Below are 18,637 nucleotides of genomic sequence, written 5' to 3'. Positions count from 1 at the left end.
GCCGGCCGACCGGTTCCTCGACTTGGTTCCCGCTGGCCTGTATGGGCGGCCGGATCGGTCGTATAGTCCAGTATTCGCTCCTTCAGCCAGACCAGTTGTGAGGAGAGTGCGGGCATGGCGATCCGCCGGTCCAAGTTCACGGCCGATCTTGCCCTGGTCGACATCGACCAGAGGCCTGAGCGGACGCTGACCTCGCGGCTCGAGGGGTCGCTACGCGACGCGATTCGAAGCCGACGCCTGCGTGAAGGCGTCGCGCTGCCGTCATCCCGACACCTGGCGTCGGAGCTCGGATGCTCGCGGTGGGTGGTGGTACAGGCCTATGAACAGCTGATCGCCGAGGGATATCTGCAGGCGACGCAGGGCGGTGCGACGCGGGTGTGCGGACTGTCGTGGCGGGCTGCGCCGCAGGACCCAGTGATCGAGCAGCCGGTCACGCGCTACCGGATCGACCTCACCGCCGGGCAGCCGGACATCTCCGCCTTCCCCGCGAGTGCGTGGGCACGAGCGACGCAGACCGTCCTCGCCAGCACGGAGTGGGACAACCTCCACTACATCGACCCGTCAGGCATCGAGGCCTTCAAGATCAGCGTCTGCGAGCTTCTCGGCCGCACTCGGGGGGTGGTGGCCGAACCCGACCACGTCCATGCGACCGCAGGGGCCACCCACGCGATCGGGTTGGTCTGCCGGGCGGCCGCACGCGCCGGCCATACCAAGCTCGCTGTCGAGGATCCCGGCTGGCCGCCCCTGCGCGACTTCGCATCGGCCGCCGGGCTCGAGTTGGTGCCGATCCCGGTCGACGAGGACGGGATCAAGGTCGAGGTGCTCGAACGACACCCCGACGTGCGCATGGTCTTGGTCACCCCCGCGCACCAGTTCCCGACCGGGGTGGTGCTGTCAGCAGAGCGACGGCAGGCGTTGGTGCACTGGGCCGAAGCCGTCGGCGGGCTGGTGCTCGAAGATGCCTACGACGCCGAGTTCCGCTATGACAAGCGGCCGGTAGGCTGCCTGCAGGGCATGGCGCCCGCCCGCGTCGCCTTCGTGGGCTCGTCGACGAAACTCCTCGCGCCGGGGGTTCGGCTGGGCTGGCTCGTCCTGCCGGGGCGCTGGAACCGGCTCGTCGTCGAGGCACGGGAGGGGATCGACCTCGGTGTCTCCGCGCTGGTCCAACTCATCTTCGCCGAGCTCGTCGACAACGGCCAATTGGAGCGGCACCTCAACCGGTCACGACGCCTCTACCGCGCCAGGCGGGCACGGATGCTCGAGGCACTCGACAGGTACCTGCCGGCACTGGAGACTGCTGGAATCGCCGCCGGGCTGCACCTCCTGGTGCGATTGCCTGAAGGAATCGACGAGAACCGCCTGGTGAGTGAAGCGGGTCGACGGGGCGTGAAGGTTTACGGACTGGGGCGCTACGACCACGGCACGAGCGAGCGGCGCGGCCTGGTTCTCGGTTACGCCCGCGCGACCGCGACGTCGATCGAGGACGGTGTGCGAATTCTTGCCGAGTGCTGCGCCGGCCTCGAATGACTGATCCGACCCGATCCGCGGGCTGTCACTCGGCCCGGAAGACGACGTACACCTTGCGCAACCTCTCGTGCACCTCCCAGATGCCGGTCCAGCCGACCGGGAACAACGCCGTGTGCCCGGCCGTGATCTCCACGGGTTCGCCGTCGTCCTGCCGCACCGTCATCCGTCCGGAGAGGACGTGGATGAACTCCCCCCGCTCGTGGAAATCCCATCGCGACGTGCCGCGTTCGCACTCCCAGACACCCGCCAGGATCCCCTGCCGCTCGGCGGAGAACATGATCTGGCTGCGGGTCGTGATGGGCCCCGCGAGCGGCTGGGCGATCGGTGGTGCAAGCGGGGACTCCCGCAGATCCTCTGCGTTGAGGCTCGACGCCTCGAAGCTGATGGTCACGTGCGTCCTTCCGGTCGGGTCGGTGTCATGCGCCCTGGAGCAGATCCCAGATCTGCTGGTCTCGCTCCACAGTCCAAACGGTGGGGCGCTCGACCCCGTCGAGCTCCTCCCATAGGCGCGCGACGTTGAACGGCATGCAGTGCTCGAAGATGGGCCAGCGCCCGTAGTCCTCGACCAAGGCGCCGTGGGCGGCAGCGAAGGCGTCTCGCAGCGAACCCGCTGCCCGGTGCACGCCGCCCACCTCACGCAGCATCACCTGGAGGAAGTGGCGGGTCTGCTCGACCGCTTCGTCGACGGCGTCCCGTCCGCGGCTGACGGCGCCCCGGCCGCCGACGAGCACCGCGGCCTCCAGCGAGGCCACCTCGTCCAACGTGCTCACCCAGTTGCGGTGGAAGGCGTCGCCGGTGTACAGGGCGGCGCGTGACTCGACGAGGTCGCCCGAGAAGAGCACCCGCTGCCCGGGCAGCCATGCCACGATGTCGCCCTCGGTGTGACCCCGGCCCAGGTGGCAGAGGACCAGGTCGCCGCGCTCTCCGCCCAGCGGGATGGTGAGTCGCTCGGAGAAGGTCAGGTCGGGCCAGGTGAGTCCGGGTACGGTCTCGGGGTCCTTGGCCAGCCGCGGCATCCGGGTGAACTCGCTGGCCCAGTCCTCGCGACCGCGTTCCGCGACGAGATGGCGGGTCCGGTCGTGCGCGACGATGACGTCGGCCTCGAACGCGGCGGCACCGAGGGTGCGGACGGCGTGGTAGTGCGAGAGGACCAGGTAGCGCACCGGCTTGTCGGTGTGGTGCCGCAGCCGCTCGAGCCAGTCGGCGGCGGCGCTGGGCGTGGCTCGGGCGTCGAAGCACACCAGGAAGTCCTCTCCCTCGATGGCGCCGACGTTCGGGTCGCCCTCGGCAGTGAGGGCGTAGACGCCGTCGGCCACGACTTCGAGCGTCTCGGTCTTCGCGGTCGTGTCCGCGCTGGAGGCGAAAGGCTTCTGGGGCATGTCAGGCTTCCTTTCCGTAGAGGCTGCAGGCCGTGTCGGCGAGTTCGGCGACGACGTCGCCGTCGGCTCCAGAGGGCCCACGGTCCAGACGTCGCGAAACGAAGCCGTCGGGACGGACCAGGAGGGCGGCTCCGCCCTGGCAGGCACCGAGGACGCGTTCGCGGGCCACTCGCCCGCGCACGGGCAACCTGGTCGGCCCCAGCCCGCCGCCGAGGTGGTGCACAGTCACCTCCACGTCGTCGTGGTCGCCGGCCGGCTGCGGGACGTCGACGACCATCGGGTGCAGCCCGTACGCCGCCCGCAGCCGTAGCGGGTGGCCTTCGCGCGCGAGGCTGGCGGGCAGGTCCGGCATCAGCTCTCCGGACTTGACGGCCGCACGGGACTCGATCGGGTCCGGGACAGTGAGCGAAGACATCGCGACCGGTTCGGGCCGGTAGAAGTGACCCGCGTCGACCCAGCGTCGGGCCGCCGGCACCCGCGTGGCGAGTGCGAGCGTGAGGTCGCGCCGCCAGCGCCCGCGCCTGGTCGTGGGTGCCATGAACGCGGCCGTGTCGGAGGTGACGGAGAAGTGGTGCCGGGCGACGGCGTGCCGCTCTTCGCCATAGGTCGCCAGCAGGGCCGGCGCGGCCTGCCCGGTGACGACCATGCCGAGTTTCCAGGCGAGGTTGTCGGCGTCGGCCAGACCGGAGTTGAGGCCACGTGCGCCATACGGGGCGTAGAGGTGCGCCGCATCACCTACGAGGAAGCAGCGCCCGACCGAGAACCGTGACGCCATGAGCTGTTTGAAGACGTAGGACGTGGACCAGGTCACCTCGTAGTCGTGGTCCCCGATGACGGCTCGGATTCGGCGGTCGAGCGTCCCGTCTCTGGCCTCGGACTCCAGGTCGGGCGGGTGCCCGACCTGGAAGTCGAGGTGCCACAGCGAGAACGGCTGGGGGTGGATCAGTGCCGTGCGGCCGGCCCCGGCCGGGGGATGGAAGACGAATCGGCGCTCGTCGGGGAACGGCAGGTCCGCCCGCACGTCGACGATCAGGTAGTGGTCGTCGTGGGCGTGGCCCTCGAACCGGACGTCCAGCTGCTTGCGCACGGTGGACCTGGCCCCGTCGCAGCCCGCGACGTAGCCCGCGTCGACGTGCACCGGGTCGCCACGTTCGTCCACGAGCTCCGCCGCCACGTAGGTCTCGTGCTGCACGAGGCCCCGGAAGGTGAGTCCGAGACGCAGGTCGACCAGCGGTTCCTCGTCCACCGCGTCGAGCAGCAGACGCTCGGTCTCGCTCTGCGGGAAGTTGACCGCCATCGCGTAGCCGGCCGGGTCGGGGACGGGGAACCGGTCGTGGCGGAGCTCCTTCGTGCCGACGAAGACCCGGGATCCACTCAGCCTGACACCGGTCCGCCCGATCGCGTCACCGACGCCCACCTTGGCCAGGATCTCGAGCGACTCCCCGTGCATGAGCACGGCCTTGGAGCTGAGCCTGATCTCACGGTCGGCAGGATCGACCACCGTGCTGGCCACGCCGTACCGGGCAAGGAGCAGCGCGAGCGTCATCCCGACCGGCCCCCTGCCGACGACGAGGACGTCGGTCCTCAGCGACGCCGTCACGACCGGAGCACCGCCCGTGCGGAGATCTCCACGAGGAACTCCGGACGGGCCAGGCCGGCGACGACCAGGAGCGTGCTCGTCGGCTTCACCGCCCCGGTGAAGCAACGCACCCGGGCCTCGTTGATGGCGAGCAGGTGGTTCCGGTCGATGCAGTACGTGGTCGTCTCGACCACGTCGTCCACGCTGCCCTGGGCCGCCGCCATGATCGCGGCCAGGTTCGCGAAGACCTGCTCGGCCTGGGCCTCCGGGTCGTCCATCCCGACGATCCGGCCCTCCGGGTCGAACGGGACGAGACCGGAGACGAACAGGTCACGCCCATGCCGGACGGCGTAGGAGTAGGCGAACCGCTCGGTCGGACCCGCCGGCAGCGCGGGCGTCGCTACGGCGATCGGCTCCGGCCCGCTCACTGCTCGCCCCCGGCCAGCTCGGCCCAGATGTTGCGCACGCCCCACCAGCGCGAGATCCCCACCTCGTCGGCGATCTGCGAGGCGGCGAGGTAGCCCGGGAAGCCGGTGATGTTCCCGCCGGGGTGCGCGCTGGAGCCGGCCAGGTAGAGCCTCTCGACGCCGGGCACGGCGTGCCCCCTCATACCGGGGAACGGACGGTCGACGCCGCGCTGACCGGGACCGAACCAGCCGTGGAACAGGTCGCCGCGCTGCATGCTGGGGAACCGGCGCTCGGTGTCCAGCGGCGTGCCGGCGAACGCGCCGAGCAGGTTCGCCCCGCCCAGGTTGGGCGCGTACCCGCGCCAGAAGTCCAGGACCGTCTCCAAGTGTCTTTCCTTGTGGGTGTCCCAGTTGGCGGGGTCACCCCCTAGCGCGTACGGCGTTTTCTGCCACATGTACGCCGCGTGGTGTCCCGGTGGCGCCTGCGACGGGTCGTGCACGGTGGGACAGCCACCGATCAGCATCACCTGGTCGGACACGATGCCCCGGTCGGCGTTGTCGTACAGCCGCAGCACGTCGGCCGGGTCGTCCAGGCCGAGGAACGTCAGCCGTGCCTTGTTGATGTCCGGGTTGGCGGCGGCGGCGGTGTAGTCGGGGGCGTCCTTGAGGGCGACGTTGACCCCGAAGATCTGCCCCACCTTCTGATACTTGAAGTCCTGGGTCTTCTGGGTGAGCTCGGCAGGCGAGTCGTCACCGAGCAACTGGAGGAAGGTCTGGTGCGGGTTGAGGCTGCTGGCCACGAACTGGCGGGCGCGGATGAGCGACCCGTCCTCCAGCTCGACACCGACCGCGCGCCCGCCCTCGACGACGATGCGGCGCGGGGTGGTCTGCTCCATGATGTGGCCACCGTGCGCGTAGACGTCGTGCTTGAGCGCCCGCGCCAGCGAGTACGAGCCGCCGACCGCGATCTCGCCCGGGACCTGGGAGGCCAGGAAGGTCGGGACCACGTTGCCCTGGTCGGGGACGTTGACGTCGACCTCGCGGATGACGCAGTAGTACAGGAGCATCGCCTTGACCGCGTCGCTCTCGAAGGTGTCCTCGATGAACTGGCGCGGCGACAGCGGCGCGTACTTCAGGTAGCGCCGGCCCAGCTCGGAGCCCCGGAGGATTCGGTCCCGCTTCTCGGAGCCGACCGCGGGAGAAGACATCTCGGGGCCGACGAGCTCGCGCACCACGTCCTGGTGCTCCGCGGCGATGGTGCGCCAGGTGCGGGCGTCGCGCTCGGAGAACTGGGCGATCGACTCCGCGGTCCGCTCCGGGGAGGCGTACCAGACGATGGCGCGCCCGTCGCGCTGGATGCTCGTGATCGAGGGGTCCGGGGCGACGAACCGCACCCCCCAGCCGGCGAGCTGAAGGTCCTTGAACCAGGGCGATGACGTCACGCCCTTGAGCGACACCGCATGGGTGCCATGGAAGAAGCCCGGCAGGGCGTTGTCCTCGGGGGTCTGCAGGCCGCCACCGGCATGTTGGCCCTTGTCGATCGACAGTGTGCTCAGGCCGGTCCGGGCCAGGTAGGCCTGGGTGATGAGTCCGTTGTGCCCGGCACCGATGATGATGCCGTCGTACTCCTTCTCGTAGCCCACGGGGAGGTTCCTCTCTTCGGGCGTCAGCGGTTGTCGTAGACGGTGCGGTCGCCGACGCGGGTCTGGAGGACCCGGATCGAGCGAAGGTCCTCGGGACGGGTGGCCAGTGGATCCCTGTCGAGCGCGACCCAGTCGGCCAGCCGCCCCGGCACGAGGGCGCCGCGCTCGTGGTCCGCGAAGGCGAGCCACGCGGCCGAGGTGGTGTACATGGCGAGGGCGGTGGCCACGTCGACGCGCTGCTCCGCTCCGGCCACGCCCCTTCCGGCGACCAGCCGGGTGACGGCGTCGTGGATGCCCGCGATCGGGTCTGTCGGGGTCAGCGGCGAGTCGGAGCCACCGGCCACCACCACTCCGGCGTCGAGCCAGGAGCGCAGCGGGGATGCGGCGTCCGCCACCTCACGCCCCCACATCTCGGCGAGACGCGGGGCGATCCAGGTGTGCATCTGCGGCTGGGCGGCCAGCCCCATCCCGAGAGCGGCGGCGGTACGCATGTTGCCGGCGGTGGGTCCGAGGTAGGCATGGATCAGGGAGCAGCGCAGCCCGGCCACCCGGGTGCGCGGGCCAGCGGCCAGTGCGGCCAGTGCCGCGTCGACGGCCAGTCCACCGATCGCGTGGATGCCCAGCGACCAGCCGGCCCGGACACACTCCTGCACGATCAGCGCTAGCCGGTCGGCCGCCACGATGCGGGTGCCGTGGTCACAGGTGCCGGGATAAGGGTCGCGCACCCAGGCGGTGCCCATCGAGACGACGCCGTCGAGGAAGACCTTGATCGCACCGTACCTCAGCCAGGAGTCACCACTGCCAGTGGGGCCCGCGAGCCCGGCCAGCCAACCGGCCACATCGTCGTCCGACAGGTCCGGCTCCAGGACCGGCATCATCGTCGTACGTACGGTGAGCGCACCACGGTCGCGCGCCGCGGCGTACGCCGCCCGCTCCGGGGCGGTCAGGGCCGGGTCGATCACAGCGGTGACACCGCGACGGTGGTACTCCTGTTGCACGTCCGTGAGCGCCCGCAGCACCTCGCGTCGCGAGGGTTCGGGCACCAGTCGCGAGACGAGGCGCATCGCAGGCGCCTCCTGGAGTTCACCTGACGGCTCGCCGTCGGGACGACGGACGATGTGGCCGCCGGCCACGTCCGGACTGCCCGCGTGGAGGCCGGCGGCCTGCAACGCCCGCGAGTTGACCGAGGCGGCGTGCCCCAGGCGGGGCAGGTAGACCGGCACGTCGGGGCAGTACGCGTCGAGTTCCTCACGGTCGGGCATCCGGCGCTCGGCCAGGTCCTCGACGAACCATCCCTCGCTCGAGGTGATCCAGGGCAGGTCCGGATGTTGCGCGGCGTACTTTCTCAGGCGGTCGCCGATCTCGGCGATGCTCCGGCTCCCGGACAGGTCCAGGGCTCCGTGCCGCATCCCGGTCCAGAGCATGTGGTTGTGGCTGTCGGTGAATCCCGGGAGCACCGTGGCCCCGCGCAGATCCAGGAGCTCGGCCCGAGCCGAGGCGAGCCCGCGCACCTGGTCCCACTCCCCCACGGCGGCCACGCGACCGTTCCGGCACAGCAGCGCGGAGCCCTCCGGGTGCGCGGTGCTCATCGTCCGTACGGTTGCGCGAACCAGGGTCTCGGAAGGGGTCTCGCTGGGCATACGAGGAAGCTAGGGCTGCGACTGGTTCGGAGCACAGACCACTGTCGCACTGTCCGACCAGACCAGTTTCGCCCTCACAGGCTCATCCCACCGTCCACCGGCAGAACGACCCCGGTCAGGTAGTCCGACGGGCCGGTCACCAGGAACTCCAGCACGTCCGCGCACTCCTCGGGGCTGCACAGCCGCCCAAGGGGGATGGTCGACAGCGCCTCCTCCATCCCGACGGCACGGATCTTGGCGAGCACGCGTTCGGTGCCGACCGCCCCAGGGACCATCACGTTGGCGTTGACGCCGTACGGCGCGACCTCACGTGCGAGCGACCTGGTGTACGCGATCACCGCCGCCTTCGCGGCCGCGTAGTGGGCGTAGCCGCCATCCGCCCGTGGCCGCAGCGCCGCGACCGACGAGACCGTCACGATCTTGCCGCGACCGCGCGCCGCCATCCCCGCGGCGAGCGGCCCGCAGATGTTCACGACGGTGGCCATGTTGGTCTGGTAGGCACCGGAGAACGCCGGCCATCCGGTCCGCGTCGGCGAGTTCTCCCACATCTCGCCGGTGCCGCCCCCGGCGTTGCAGACGCAAACGTCGACGGGCCCCCATGCCTCCGCGACGCGTTCGAGGACGGCCTCGACCTCGTCGGCGACCGTCAGGTCGCAGTCGACCCTCCACACGTCGGCTTCTCCGACGCCGCCGGCAGGTGGGACGGGGTCGTGCGTCCGGTCGATCGAGACCACGCGGGCACCGCGCGCCGCGAGTCGCTTGACGAAGGCCAGCCCCATCCCCCGTGCACCACCGGTCACGACCGCGATCCGTTCGTCCAGGCTTCTCGTGTCGGCGGCCGGCGCGCTGCTCCCGCCCATCAGTAGGACGCCCGTCCGCCCGACACGTCGAGCACGGCTCCCGACGTGAACGTGCAGGCAGGGGAGCACAACCAGGCGATCGCCTCGGCCACCTCCGCCGGCTGCCCCAGTCGCCCGAGCGGTGTCCGTTGCAGCACGTAGTCCATGAGCCCCTCGGCTCGCTTCGTCATCTCGGTCTCGATCACGCCAGGGGTCACACAGTTGACGAGCACACCCATCGGGCCCAACTCCCGCGCCAATGCCTTCGCCAGCCCGATCACACCGGCCTTCGACGCGCTGTAGGCGACGCTGCGCGGGTTGCCTTCCTTACCCGCCACCGAGGCCACGAGGACGATCCGTCCCCACCGCTGGCTCGCCATCTGCCGCGCGGCCGCGCGGGACAGGTTGAGGCTGCCGGCGAGGTTGACCGCGAGGACCTCGGCCGCCTCGTCCGGCGACGTCTGATCGAGGGTGGCGTCCGGGCCCGGGACACCGTGGCTGGCGACCACAACGCCGAGGCCGGCCGGAGACTCCGCTGCGAGCGCGACGAGGTCCTCGACCGCCTCGTGATCCCGGACGTCGACCCGATGCCCGCTCGCGCTGCAGCCGGCCTCGCGGAGTTCCTCGACGACCGCGGTGCAGTCCGCCCGGTCCGCGAGCAGGAGCCGGTGCCCCCGGGCACCGAGCAGCCGCGCGGTCGCAGCCCCGATGCCCCCGGCAGCGCCACTCACGAGGGCCACTCCCCGAGCATCGGCCGCGTCCGCCGTTTCACCCGCCATGGTTCCCACTCCCACCTGCCCGCCAACGACTCCAGAGCGATCTTGGATACATATTACATAGAGCAAGGTGAATCGTCCCTGAATCATTGACACTCAGCCCACGCGACTCCTATCTTCTGGATACATTTCATGGGAAGGACCGTCCATGCTCACCTGGCCCCTCCGCGCTCGGCGCCTCATCCCTCTCGCCTCTATCGCCGCCGCCTCCGTCGCCCTCTCCAGCTGCGGGAGCACGGGCCCCCAGTCGGCCGGTGGGTCCGCCGTCACCTTCGTCTCCAACGGCGGCAACCTCCAGGACGCGCAGGAGGCCGCCTGGCTCAAGCCCTATGCCAAGGAGACGGGCGTCTCGGTCGTCCAGGACGTCGGATCCACCGACTACGCGAAGATCAAGGCGATGGTCGACTCCGGCCGCGTCACCTGGGACCTCCTCGACGTGGCGGGCGATTTCGGAGCCGACGCCAAGACCCAGGCCCTGCTGCAGCCGCTCGACTGCGCGGTCATCACATGCGCCGACGGCGACAAGTACCGTGTGCCGCTGCACACCTGGGCCGCGGTGCTGGCCTTCAACGACAAGTCCCTCAAGGGCACTCCCACGTCCTGGAAGGACTTCTTCGACATCAGGACTTTTCCGGGCAAGCGGGTGGTCTGGAAGGAGCCGGTGGGCACCGGGTTGCTCGAGGGCGCGCTCCTCGCCGACGGGGTGGCGCCCAAGGACCTGTATCCGCTCGACGTCAACCGGGCGCTTGCCAAGCTCAGAACCATCAAGGACAGCATCATCTGGTCGGCGAGCCCCACCGAGACCATCGAGGCACTCAGCAGTGGTGAGGCCAGCATGGGCCTCACCTTCGCGAGCCAGGTGTACGCCGCCGTGAAGAACGGCTCGCCACTCCACGTCGTCTGGGACGGCTACGGCCTCGGCGGTGACTACCTCGTCGTCCTCAAGGGCGCTCCCAACACGGAGCAGGCGATGAAGCTGGCCGCCTACATCACCTCGGTCGAGCACAACGCGGACCTCTCGAAGATCTACCCGGTCGCGCCGGCCACCACCGGTGCGACCCCGGACCCGAAAGCGCCGACCTACGGCTACCTGCCCGCCGGCAAGGGCGGCACGTCCTACCGCTTCGACGACGCGTTCAACGCGAAGCAGTACGAGACCGTGTCCCACCAGTTCGTCGAGTGGCTCCAGAAGTGACCAGACGGTCAGCACGCAGGGTCGGCTGGAACTGGCTGGCCGTCCCTGCGGTCGCCTTCCTCGGGGTCGCCTTCTTCTGGCCGCTGCTCGACATGCTCCACATCAGCCTCACCGACCCGGGGCCGGAGAACTACAAGTTCTTCGGCAAGTCCCCCGTCTTCCTTCGCTCGTACCTGACGACGTTCCGGATCGCGGTCGTCGTCACGGTCCTGTGCCTGGTGATCGGCTATCCATACGCGTACGTCATGAACCGCGCGAAGGGCCACACCGCCATGGTCCTGACGTTCTTCGTCCTGCTGCCCTTCTGGTCGAGCATCCTGGTCCGCACCTATGCCTGGACCGTGTGGCTGCAGGACACCGGTGTCGTCAACTCGACACTGCGGTCCGCAGGCCTCACCACCGAGCCCGTCCAAATGATGCGCAACGACATCGGCACCGTCATCGGCATGGTGCACGTGCTGCTCCCGATCATGGTGCTGACCCTGTACGCCGGGATGCGGCGCGTCGACGCGACGCTCGTGCCGGCCGCCCACATCCTCGGGGCCCGGCCGTTCGCCGCCTTCCGGAAGGTGTTCCTGCCGCTGACGGTGCCGGCCGTCTTCTCGGGCTGTGTGCTGGTCTTCGTCATCTCGCTCGGGTTCTACCTGACCCCCGCCATCCTGGGCGACCCCGCCGACGTGATGGTCAGCCAGCTCATCGTCGAGCAGACCACGAGGCTGCTGAACTTCGGCGTCGGCAGCGCTCTGGGCATGGTCCTGCTCGGCGCCACGCTCGGCGTGCTGGCCCTCGCCAGCCGGGCGGTGTCGCTCGACCCGACCGGACGGAGCAAGTCATGAGGATCTCTGCCGGCACCGTCGCCCTGCGCACGTGGACCTTCCTGGTCGCCGCGTTCATGGTGATCCCGACCCTGGTCATCGTTCCGATGGCGTTCACCGAGAGCTCCCGGCTCAGCTGGCCGCCCAGGGGCTTCCAGATGGGTTGGTTCCAGATGCTGCTGACCGACCCCGAGTGGCGTGCCGCCACTGCCACCAGCGTCTCGGTCGCCCTGTGGACCGCGCTGACCGCCACCCTGCTGGGCGCGCTGCTCTCGCTCACGCTCGTGCGGGGCTCGTTCGCCGGACAGCGCACCCTGAACGTGCTGATGATGAGCCCGATGATCGTGCCCGTCGTCATCGTGGGCGTGGGCTGCTACTTCGCCTACGTCCGGCTCGGCATCGCCGGCACGACCCTGGGCCTGGTCGCGGCTCACACAGCGCTCGCGCTGCCGCTTTCGGTCGTCTCGATCTCGACGAGCCTCCGCACGATCGACCCCGACCTGGAGCGCGCGGCGGCGGGACTCGGCGCGCGCCCCGTCACGGTCTTCCGGCGGATCACGCTCCCCCAGCTGGCCTCGGGCCTGGCGGCGAGCGCGATCTTCGCCTTCATCACCTCATGGGACGACGTGGTGGTGGCCGGCTTCATCACCAGCCCGACCGTGCGCACGCTGCCCGTCGTCATCTTCAACCAGTTGCGGACCGGCCTCGACCCCACGGTGGCCGCCGCTGCGACCCTCCTGATGCTCGTCACCACGGTGGCGCTTCTCGCGCTGGGCATCGGCTCATTCCTGCGTACGAGGAGACGAACGTGACGTCCATGCAGAGACGCACCAGTCCGGCCGTGGTCTCGACCAGCGGCGGCCACCTGCGGCTGACGGGAGTCGGGACGACCTTCGGGAACGTCACGGCCCTGCGGAACATCGACCTCGACGTCGCACCGGGGACCTTCCTCACCCTGTTGGGCGCGTCGGGCTCCGGGAAGAGCACCACGCTCAACGCGATCACGGGTTTCGTACCGCCCGATCGCGGCAGCGTGACCCTCGACGGACGCGACATCACCTCGGTCCCGCCGCACCGGCGAGAGATCGGTATGGTGTTCCAGAACTACGCGTTGTTCCCGCACATGAACGTCACCGACAACGTGGCGTTCCCGCTGGAGGTGCGCGGCGTCCCCAAGGCCGAGCGACGACGGCGCGCCGCCGAGGTACTCGAGCGGGTGCACCTCGACGGTTACGGATCGCGCCGACCGCACGAGCTGTCCGGCGGCCAGCAGCAGCGCGTCGCGCTCGCGCGGGCCATCGCCTTCGAACCTCGCCTGCTGCTGATGGACGAGCCCATGGGCGCCCTGGACAAGAACCTGCGTGAGGCACTCCAGATCGAGATCGTGCGGCTCCATCGCGAGCTGGGCGTCACCATCGTGTACGTGACCCATGACCAGGAGGAGGCCCTGGCGATGAGCGACAGCATCGCCGTCTACCGGAACGGGGAGATCAGCCAGCTCGGCACCGCGGAGGAGCTCTACGAGGCCCCGAGTTCGCTCTACGTCGCCGAGTTCATGGGCGAGTCCAATGTGTTCCGCGGCTCGGTCTCCGAGCACCAGGACGGACGCGTGATCGTCTCCCCGTACGGCATCACCGGCCTTACTGCGACGTCGCCGGACGGCACCGGTCATCCCCTTCGGCCCGGTGGCCAGGTCGCGCTCATGGTCCGTCCTGAGCGGATGCGGGTCGAGCCCGACCACGGACAGGAATCCGCCCCCGGGCACAACACGATCTCCGGGCTGCTGACCAACGTGATGTACCTGGGCGCGAGCGTCAAGTACTACGTCCAGCTGAGCTCCGGCGAGCACCGCCACGTGCGCTCGGCCGCGGACACGCGCCGGGATCTCGCGGTCGGCGACCGCGTACGGCTGACCTGGCGGGTCGGTGACGACGTCTTGTTCACCGACCTGGAAGAGGGCCGGGTCCATGGCTGAACCCGCCCAGGAGATCCTCGGCTACCCGTCGGTGTGGTCGGTCACGCCGGGAGGGACCGTCGCGTTCCACGTCAGCTGCGCTTCCAGCTACCACGCGGAGATCGTCCGAATCACGCGCGGCGGCCCCCGCACGGACGGCACGCCCGACGTTCTCGACTGCCTTCCGGTCGGGGCCGACATCGACGGCGAGTACGCCGGCCGGGTGCAGCCGACCCGCCCTGGCTCGGCGATGACGGCGCCCATCGCCGTAACGACCGCGGCCGCCCTGACGCTCCAGTGTTGGGTTTACCCCACGCTGTCGACCGGTCAAGACCAGGGCGTCGTCGCGCTCCCGGGAGGCCCGGCGCTGCTGCTCGACGCCACCGGGGCGGCCACCGTCCGCTGCGGCGACCTGGTCGTGAGCACCGGCGCTCCCCTGCTGCTGCACCACTGGCACCTGCTGACCGCAAGCGTCGACCGCAGCAGTGGCACCGTGGCCGTCGTCTGCCGTCGGCTCAGAACCTACGCGGGCGTCGACGACGTCGCGCGCGCGACCGCCGAGGGGGCCACTGGGCCGGCCTGGCAGATCAAAGGCGATCTGCTGGTCGGCCGCTTGGGCGTCGACACGTCGGGCCGTGCCGTCGGCAGCTTCAACGGGAAGCTGGAGGCTCCCCGGCTGTGGGCCGGCGCCGCAGCGGTCGACGAATTCGATTCCCTGTCGGGCGATCCGGCCTCCGCCGCGGGCCTGACCTTGATCGGTTCGTGGGATCTGGGGCGCGACCCGGACAGTGCGCGCGTCGTCGACGCCTCCGGCCACGAGGCGCACGGACGCCTGGTCAACACGCCTCTGCGGGCCGTCACCGGTCACCTCTGGGACGGCACTGCGATGTCCCCGGCCGAAGAGCCGAGCCACTACGCCGCGGCGCACTTCCACGACGACGACCTGGCCGACTGCGGCTGGGAGGTGGACTTCTCCTGGCAGGTACCGGCGGACACACCGAGTGGCGTCTACGCCGCCCGGTTGCGGTCGGAGACGGCCGAACGACACGTGCTGTTCTTCGTCCGACCCGCGCCGGGCAGGCCCACGAGCGATACCGTTCTGCTGGTGCCCACCTACACCTATCTCGCCTACTCCAACTACCGCCTCGACCTCACCCGGGCGGTGGAGCTGACCGGCAGACCCGTCGGGGAGCTCCACGAGGTCGACGCGATCCTCACCGAGCGTGGCGATCTCGGTCTGTCGCTCTACAACCGCCACCGCGACGGCAGTGGGACCGCCCACGTATCGCGACTGCGTCCGGTGCTGTCGATGGAACCGAGCTATCCGTGGTCCCTGAGCGGTGGAGGAGGCTGGTGCCTCAGTGCCGACCTCTACCTGGTGGACTGGCTGACCGTGGCCGGCATCGACGTGGACGTCGTGACCGACGAGGACCTGCACCGCGAAGGCGCCGACCTGCTGAACGGCTACTCCACAGTGCTCACCGGCTCCCACCCCGAGTACGTGACCGAGCAGATGCTCGACGCACTGTCGGGTTATCTCGACGGCGGCGGGTCGCTGATGTACCTCGGCGGCAACGGCTTCTACTGGGTGACGACCGTGCTGTCCGACCGGCCCGATGTGATCGAGCTGCGGCGCGGCCTGGCCGGTACGCGTGCCTGGAGCAGCGAGCCCGGCGAGGAGCACCACACCAACGGTGAGCGTGGTGGCCTGTGGCGTCACCGCGGGCGCGCGCCCCAGCGGCTGGTCGGCGTCGGCTTCACCGCTCAGGGCGGCGACTCGGCGTCCTACCGGTTCGAACCCGACGCCCAGGACCCGCGCGTCGGGTTCATCGTCGCCGGAGTGGACATCGAGGCTCCGCTGGGCGACTACGGCCAGAACATGTCCGGCGCGGCCGGGGCGGAGATCGACCGGACCGACGTGTCGCTCGGGACCCCGCCCGGCACGTTCGTGCTGGCCACCTCGCGGGGCCGACATAGTGACATGATGCAGCGTGCGATCGAAGAGGTCCCGGCCATGAAGCCCGGTCAAGGCGGGTCCGAGTCCGCCGAGGTCCGCTCCGATGTCGTCTACTTCGAAACGGCGGCAGGGGGCGGAGTCTTCAGCACCGGCTCCGTCAACTGGATCGCCAGTCTCTCCCACCAGGACTACGACAACGGGGTCGCCCGGATCACCCGGAACGTCCTCGACGACTTTCGTCAGCGCGCCGCCGGTGAGGCCCTGTGAGTGAGTCGGCCGAGTTCCCTCCCCGCGAGCCGGGCGAGACGATGGCCACCTACGCCACGCGGGCTCTCCGCACAGCCATCCTCGAGGGCCGTCTCGCCGCCGGCGCACGGATCGGCCAGGAATGGGTCGCCGAGGCGCTCGGCGTCAGCCGCATCCCGGTACGGGACGCGCTGAGGAATCTGGAGAGCGAGGGACTGGTCCGGCTCTCCCCCAACGTCTCGGCCCGCGTAGCCGACATGGACCTCCAGGAGTTCGTCGAGGTCTACCTCATGCGCGAACGCCTCGAGCCGCTCGCGATCGAGCACAGCGCGGTCAACCTGACCGATGCCGACATCGCCGAACTCGAGGAGCACTGCCGCGAGTTCGAGCAGGCCGTGATGCCGGAGCACGGCAGCCGCGATCTGGAGCGCGCCCTGTCGAGCGACCGGGCGTTCCACCTCGCCAGCATCAAGGCTGCCGGCATGCCGCGCCTGCAGCGCCTGGTCCAGGACTTCTGGAACTCCTCACAGCACTTCCGGCGCGCCTACATGGGGGTGGCGACGCCCATCGACCGTGAGGTCGTGATCGCCGAACACAACTTGTTGATCGACGCCCTGCGCCACCGCGACGGTGAGCGGGCCGGCACCCTGCTGCGCCAGCACATCCGCTACACCCGGGTCGCGCTGATCCGTCACCTCTCCGCCACCGGGCAACCGCAGGAGCCCTCTTCGGACGACTGACCCTCGGCGGCGTGCCGCCCGCGTCCCGACGGGACGTCCAAGGTGGGGTTTCTGTCGAAGAACCCGGCGGGCCTGAGCGTGAACCCGGTGTGGTCCACCGGCATCACCGGCCAGTCCTCGGTGCGCGGGAAGTGCGTCAGTCCGAAGGTGTGCCACACCACGATGTCCTGGCCGTCGATGTCGCGGTCGGCCGCGGCGTACGCCGGGAGCCCGGCACCGCCCGGGTGCCTGTTGACGAAGTCTCCGGCCGCGTACTTCTCGCCGGGCGCCGCGCGGGTCACCCACAGGTGCCGCGTCGCGAAGGCCGCTCGCCGGGCGATGGACGACGACGGGTCGGCGAGGAGCGTCGGTTGGCCTTCGGGGTGCAGGGCGTAGGCCACCGGCTCGCCCACCCGGTTGAGGGAGTTCGGGTTCACCACGTGCCAGGTCCTGCCGGTGGAGGTGTCGGCGAACCGCTGCGCCTCGGACTCCCGCGTCAGCGGAGTGCGGGACCGGGTGAAGGCGTTGCCACGAGGGTTAGCGGGGCCGACCGGCATCCGCACGGCCTCGACCTCCTCGACCCGGTTGGTCGGCCCGTCGACCGCCATGTGGAGACGCGCGCAGAACAGGTGCTGGTGGAACGGCGCGCCCAGGCCCGGTGCGATCTGTGCCGTGTGGCGGCAGTCCGGGTCCCGCACGGCCGACGTGAACACGATGCCGGTCGCCTTGGCCTCGAACGCGATCGTCCCGTCCAGGTAAAGGTAGAAGTAGAAGCCGTAGTCGTAGTTCCCGACGGTGGTGAAGAAGGAGACGACCATCCGCCGGTTCCTGCGCGTCTCGCTCGACAGGGCCCACGGGTCGCTGTGCTTCCACAGCACCCCGTAATCCTCCTCGTGGAGACAGATCGCGTTCTTGATGACGTGCGGCTCGCCCTGCGCGTCCGCCACGACCGCGTCGAGGTAAGTGATCTCCCCGAGGCAGTCGCAGCCCAGCTCGAGTGAGTTCGCGTAGCGGCCCACCAGGTACTCGCCGGTGTCGAAGTAGTTCTGCCAGGACCGGACCGGCGAGGGGTCGCCGTAGGGGACGACCATCTCGCTGATGGACGCGCGGTGCAGCACGGGTCGCAACCGGCCCTCGTCGCGGAACCCGACCTGGTGCAGGATCAGTCCCTCGCGGGCGTCGAACCCGAGCCGCAGGTCCCAGTTCTCCCACTGCAGGTGCCGGCCGGCCAGGGTGAAGCTCGGGCCTTCGGGCTGAGTGATCAGCAAAGGACGTTGTGAACTGCGCGGCGGCTCCTCGCGGAGATGGTAATTCCCGTCGTCGCCGTCGGGGACGTCGACGGCGCCCTCGTCCAGTACCTCGGTGACCCGGCGCGCGACGATGTCGACGAAGGCGACCAGGCCGTCCACCGGATGCGCCCAGGCGTGGTCGTCGGGATGCCGCTGCTGGAACGCCAGCGCACGCAGGATCCGTCGCCCCTCCTCCTCCTCAAGATCGTCGAAGACGCCGGCGGACAGGGCCGCCGCGCGCACCTGGTCGGGTCGCAGGCCCCGGCGGGCCAGTGCCGTCACCCACCGGTCGTCCTCGGCCAGGACGCGCTCCGCGAGCTCGTACTCCTCGTCGAGCACCGGCGACTGTCCCTCCGTTGCCGCGTCGAGGATGCGATCGCTGAGCACTTCCGCGTCGGTGACCGACACCAGCACATCGCGGTCCTCCACCCGCGTGGTCTCGTGCAGCACAACCCGTGCCCGGCGCTCGGGGCGAACCTCGGCCTCGAACTCGCCGCGCGTCGGCTCGTCGAGTCCGACGTAGGCCACGCGCACCGAGGCGGTCAGCAGGCCCGTCTCGAGCAGCGTCCGGGTGACCTCACGCAGTTCGTCCTCCGTCAGCGGGTCGAGCGGATGGGGCTCCGCCGCGTCGTGAACGGTCACGATGACCTCCTCCGGTGCGTTGGATACATT

The 18,637-nt window shown here is 70.1% G+C and carries 16 protein-coding genes; 7 read left to right on the top strand and 9 right to left on the bottom strand.

The window, feature by feature from the left end:
* Positions 1-114 precede the first annotated feature (114 nt).
* A complete protein-coding gene (gene pdxR, locus ABWI04_RS14720; protein WP_353832730.1) occupies positions 115-1,527 on the top strand; it encodes a MocR-like pyridoxine biosynthesis transcription factor PdxR in 1,413 nt (470 codons plus the stop codon).
* Between the two features lie 25 nt (positions 1,528-1,552).
* On the opposite strand, the gene ABWI04_RS14715 is transcribed toward pdxR, so the two are convergent.
* The 8 genes from ABWI04_RS14715 to ABWI04_RS14680 all read right to left on the bottom strand — a co-directional run bounded on the left by ABWI04_RS14715 (position 1,553) and on the right by ABWI04_RS14680 (position 9,793).
* Positions 1,553-1,918, bottom strand: coding sequence for a cupin domain-containing protein (locus ABWI04_RS14715; RefSeq protein ID WP_345174124.1), 366 nt, complete (start codon positions 1,916-1,918; stop codon positions 1,553-1,555).
* A 25-nt stretch (positions 1,919-1,943) separates the two neighbouring features.
* Positions 1,944-2,906 carry an MBL fold metallo-hydrolase gene (locus tag ABWI04_RS14710; protein ID WP_345174126.1) on the bottom strand — a complete coding sequence of 321 codons (963 nt, stop codon included), beginning with the start codon at positions 2,904-2,906 and terminating at the stop codon, positions 1,944-1,946.
* A 1-nt stretch (position 2,907) separates the two neighbouring features.
* Positions 2,908-4,506, bottom strand: coding sequence for an FAD-dependent monooxygenase (locus ABWI04_RS14705; RefSeq protein ID WP_353832729.1), 1,599 nt, complete (start codon positions 4,504-4,506; stop codon positions 2,908-2,910).
* Entirely contained in the window at positions 4,503-4,913 is a 411-nt protein-coding gene (locus ABWI04_RS14700) for a Rid family hydrolase (RefSeq protein WP_345174129.1), read from the bottom strand. Before ABWI04_RS14700 ends, ABWI04_RS14705 begins: the two co-directional genes overlap by 4 nt.
* A complete protein-coding gene (locus tag ABWI04_RS14695) occupies positions 4,910-6,535 on the bottom strand; it encodes a phytoene desaturase family protein (protein WP_353832728.1) in 1,626 nt (541 codons plus the stop codon). Before ABWI04_RS14695 ends, ABWI04_RS14700 begins: the two co-directional genes overlap by 4 nt.
* A 23-nt stretch (positions 6,536-6,558) precedes the next feature.
* Positions 6,559-8,124 carry an amidohydrolase gene (locus ABWI04_RS14690; RefSeq protein WP_353832727.1) on the bottom strand — a complete coding sequence of 522 codons (1,566 nt, stop codon included), beginning with the start codon at positions 8,122-8,124 and terminating at the stop codon, positions 6,559-6,561.
* A 125-nt stretch (positions 8,125-8,249) separates the two neighbouring features.
* The gene (locus ABWI04_RS14685; protein ID WP_353832726.1) at positions 8,250-9,035 is read right to left on the bottom strand and encodes an SDR family NAD(P)-dependent oxidoreductase; all 786 of its coding nucleotides are present in this window, start codon (positions 9,033-9,035) and stop codon (positions 8,250-8,252) included.
* A complete protein-coding gene (locus tag ABWI04_RS14680; protein ID WP_353832725.1) occupies positions 9,035-9,793 on the bottom strand; it encodes an SDR family NAD(P)-dependent oxidoreductase in 759 nt (252 codons plus the stop codon). The genes ABWI04_RS14685 and ABWI04_RS14680 overlap by 1 nt, the downstream gene beginning before the upstream one ends.
* Positions 9,794-9,938: 145 nt before the next feature.
* On the opposite strand from ABWI04_RS14680, the gene ABWI04_RS14675 reads away from it, so the two are divergent.
* Genes ABWI04_RS14675 through ABWI04_RS14650 form a run of 6 tightly spaced genes read left to right on the top strand, consistent with a single transcriptional unit; the run spans position 9,939 to position 16,697 of the window.
* Positions 9,939-10,985: an ABC transporter substrate-binding protein gene (locus ABWI04_RS14675; RefSeq protein ID WP_345174137.1), complete on the top strand. Its 1,047-nt coding sequence runs from the start codon at positions 9,939-9,941 to the stop codon at positions 10,983-10,985.
* Positions 10,982-11,821 (top strand): ABC transporter permease, encoded by an 840-nt coding sequence (locus tag ABWI04_RS14670; RefSeq protein WP_345174138.1) that lies wholly within the window; start codon positions 10,982-10,984, stop codon positions 11,819-11,821. Before ABWI04_RS14675 ends, ABWI04_RS14670 begins: the two co-directional genes overlap by 4 nt.
* Positions 11,818-12,612: an ABC transporter permease gene (locus ABWI04_RS14665; RefSeq protein WP_353832724.1), complete on the top strand. Its 795-nt coding sequence runs from the start codon at positions 11,818-11,820 to the stop codon at positions 12,610-12,612. Before ABWI04_RS14670 ends, ABWI04_RS14665 begins: the two co-directional genes overlap by 4 nt.
* A gap of 5 nt (positions 12,613-12,617) precedes the next feature.
* Positions 12,618-13,775 carry an ABC transporter ATP-binding protein gene (locus ABWI04_RS14660; RefSeq protein WP_353832754.1) on the top strand — a complete coding sequence of 386 codons (1,158 nt, stop codon included), beginning with the start codon at positions 12,618-12,620 and terminating at the stop codon, positions 13,773-13,775.
* Positions 13,768-15,978 (top strand): N,N-dimethylformamidase beta subunit family domain-containing protein, encoded by a 2,211-nt coding sequence (locus ABWI04_RS14655; protein WP_353832723.1) that lies wholly within the window; start codon positions 13,768-13,770, stop codon positions 15,976-15,978. The genes ABWI04_RS14660 and ABWI04_RS14655 overlap by 8 nt, the downstream gene beginning before the upstream one ends.
* Complete coding sequence (locus tag ABWI04_RS14650; protein WP_353832722.1) at positions 15,975-16,697, top strand: GntR family transcriptional regulator; 723 nt, start codon at positions 15,975-15,977, stop codon at positions 16,695-16,697. Before ABWI04_RS14655 ends, ABWI04_RS14650 begins: the two co-directional genes overlap by 4 nt.
* On the opposite strand, the gene ABWI04_RS14645 is transcribed toward ABWI04_RS14650, so the two are convergent.
* Positions 16,649-18,607, bottom strand: a complete 1,959-nt coding sequence (locus ABWI04_RS14645; protein ID WP_353832721.1) for a primary-amine oxidase — start codon at positions 18,605-18,607, stop codon at positions 16,649-16,651. The genes ABWI04_RS14650 and ABWI04_RS14645 overlap by 49 nt on opposite strands.
* Positions 18,608-18,637 lie beyond the last annotated feature (30 nt).

This window comes from Actinomadura sp. NPDC000929, from assembly GCF_040492065.1.
Lineage (GTDB): Bacteria > Actinomycetota > Actinomycetes > Streptosporangiales > Streptosporangiaceae > Spirillospora > Spirillospora verrucosospora.
The sequence above is the reverse complement of the archived record's forward strand: the minus strand, read 5'-3'. Positions and strand labels throughout refer to the sequence as shown.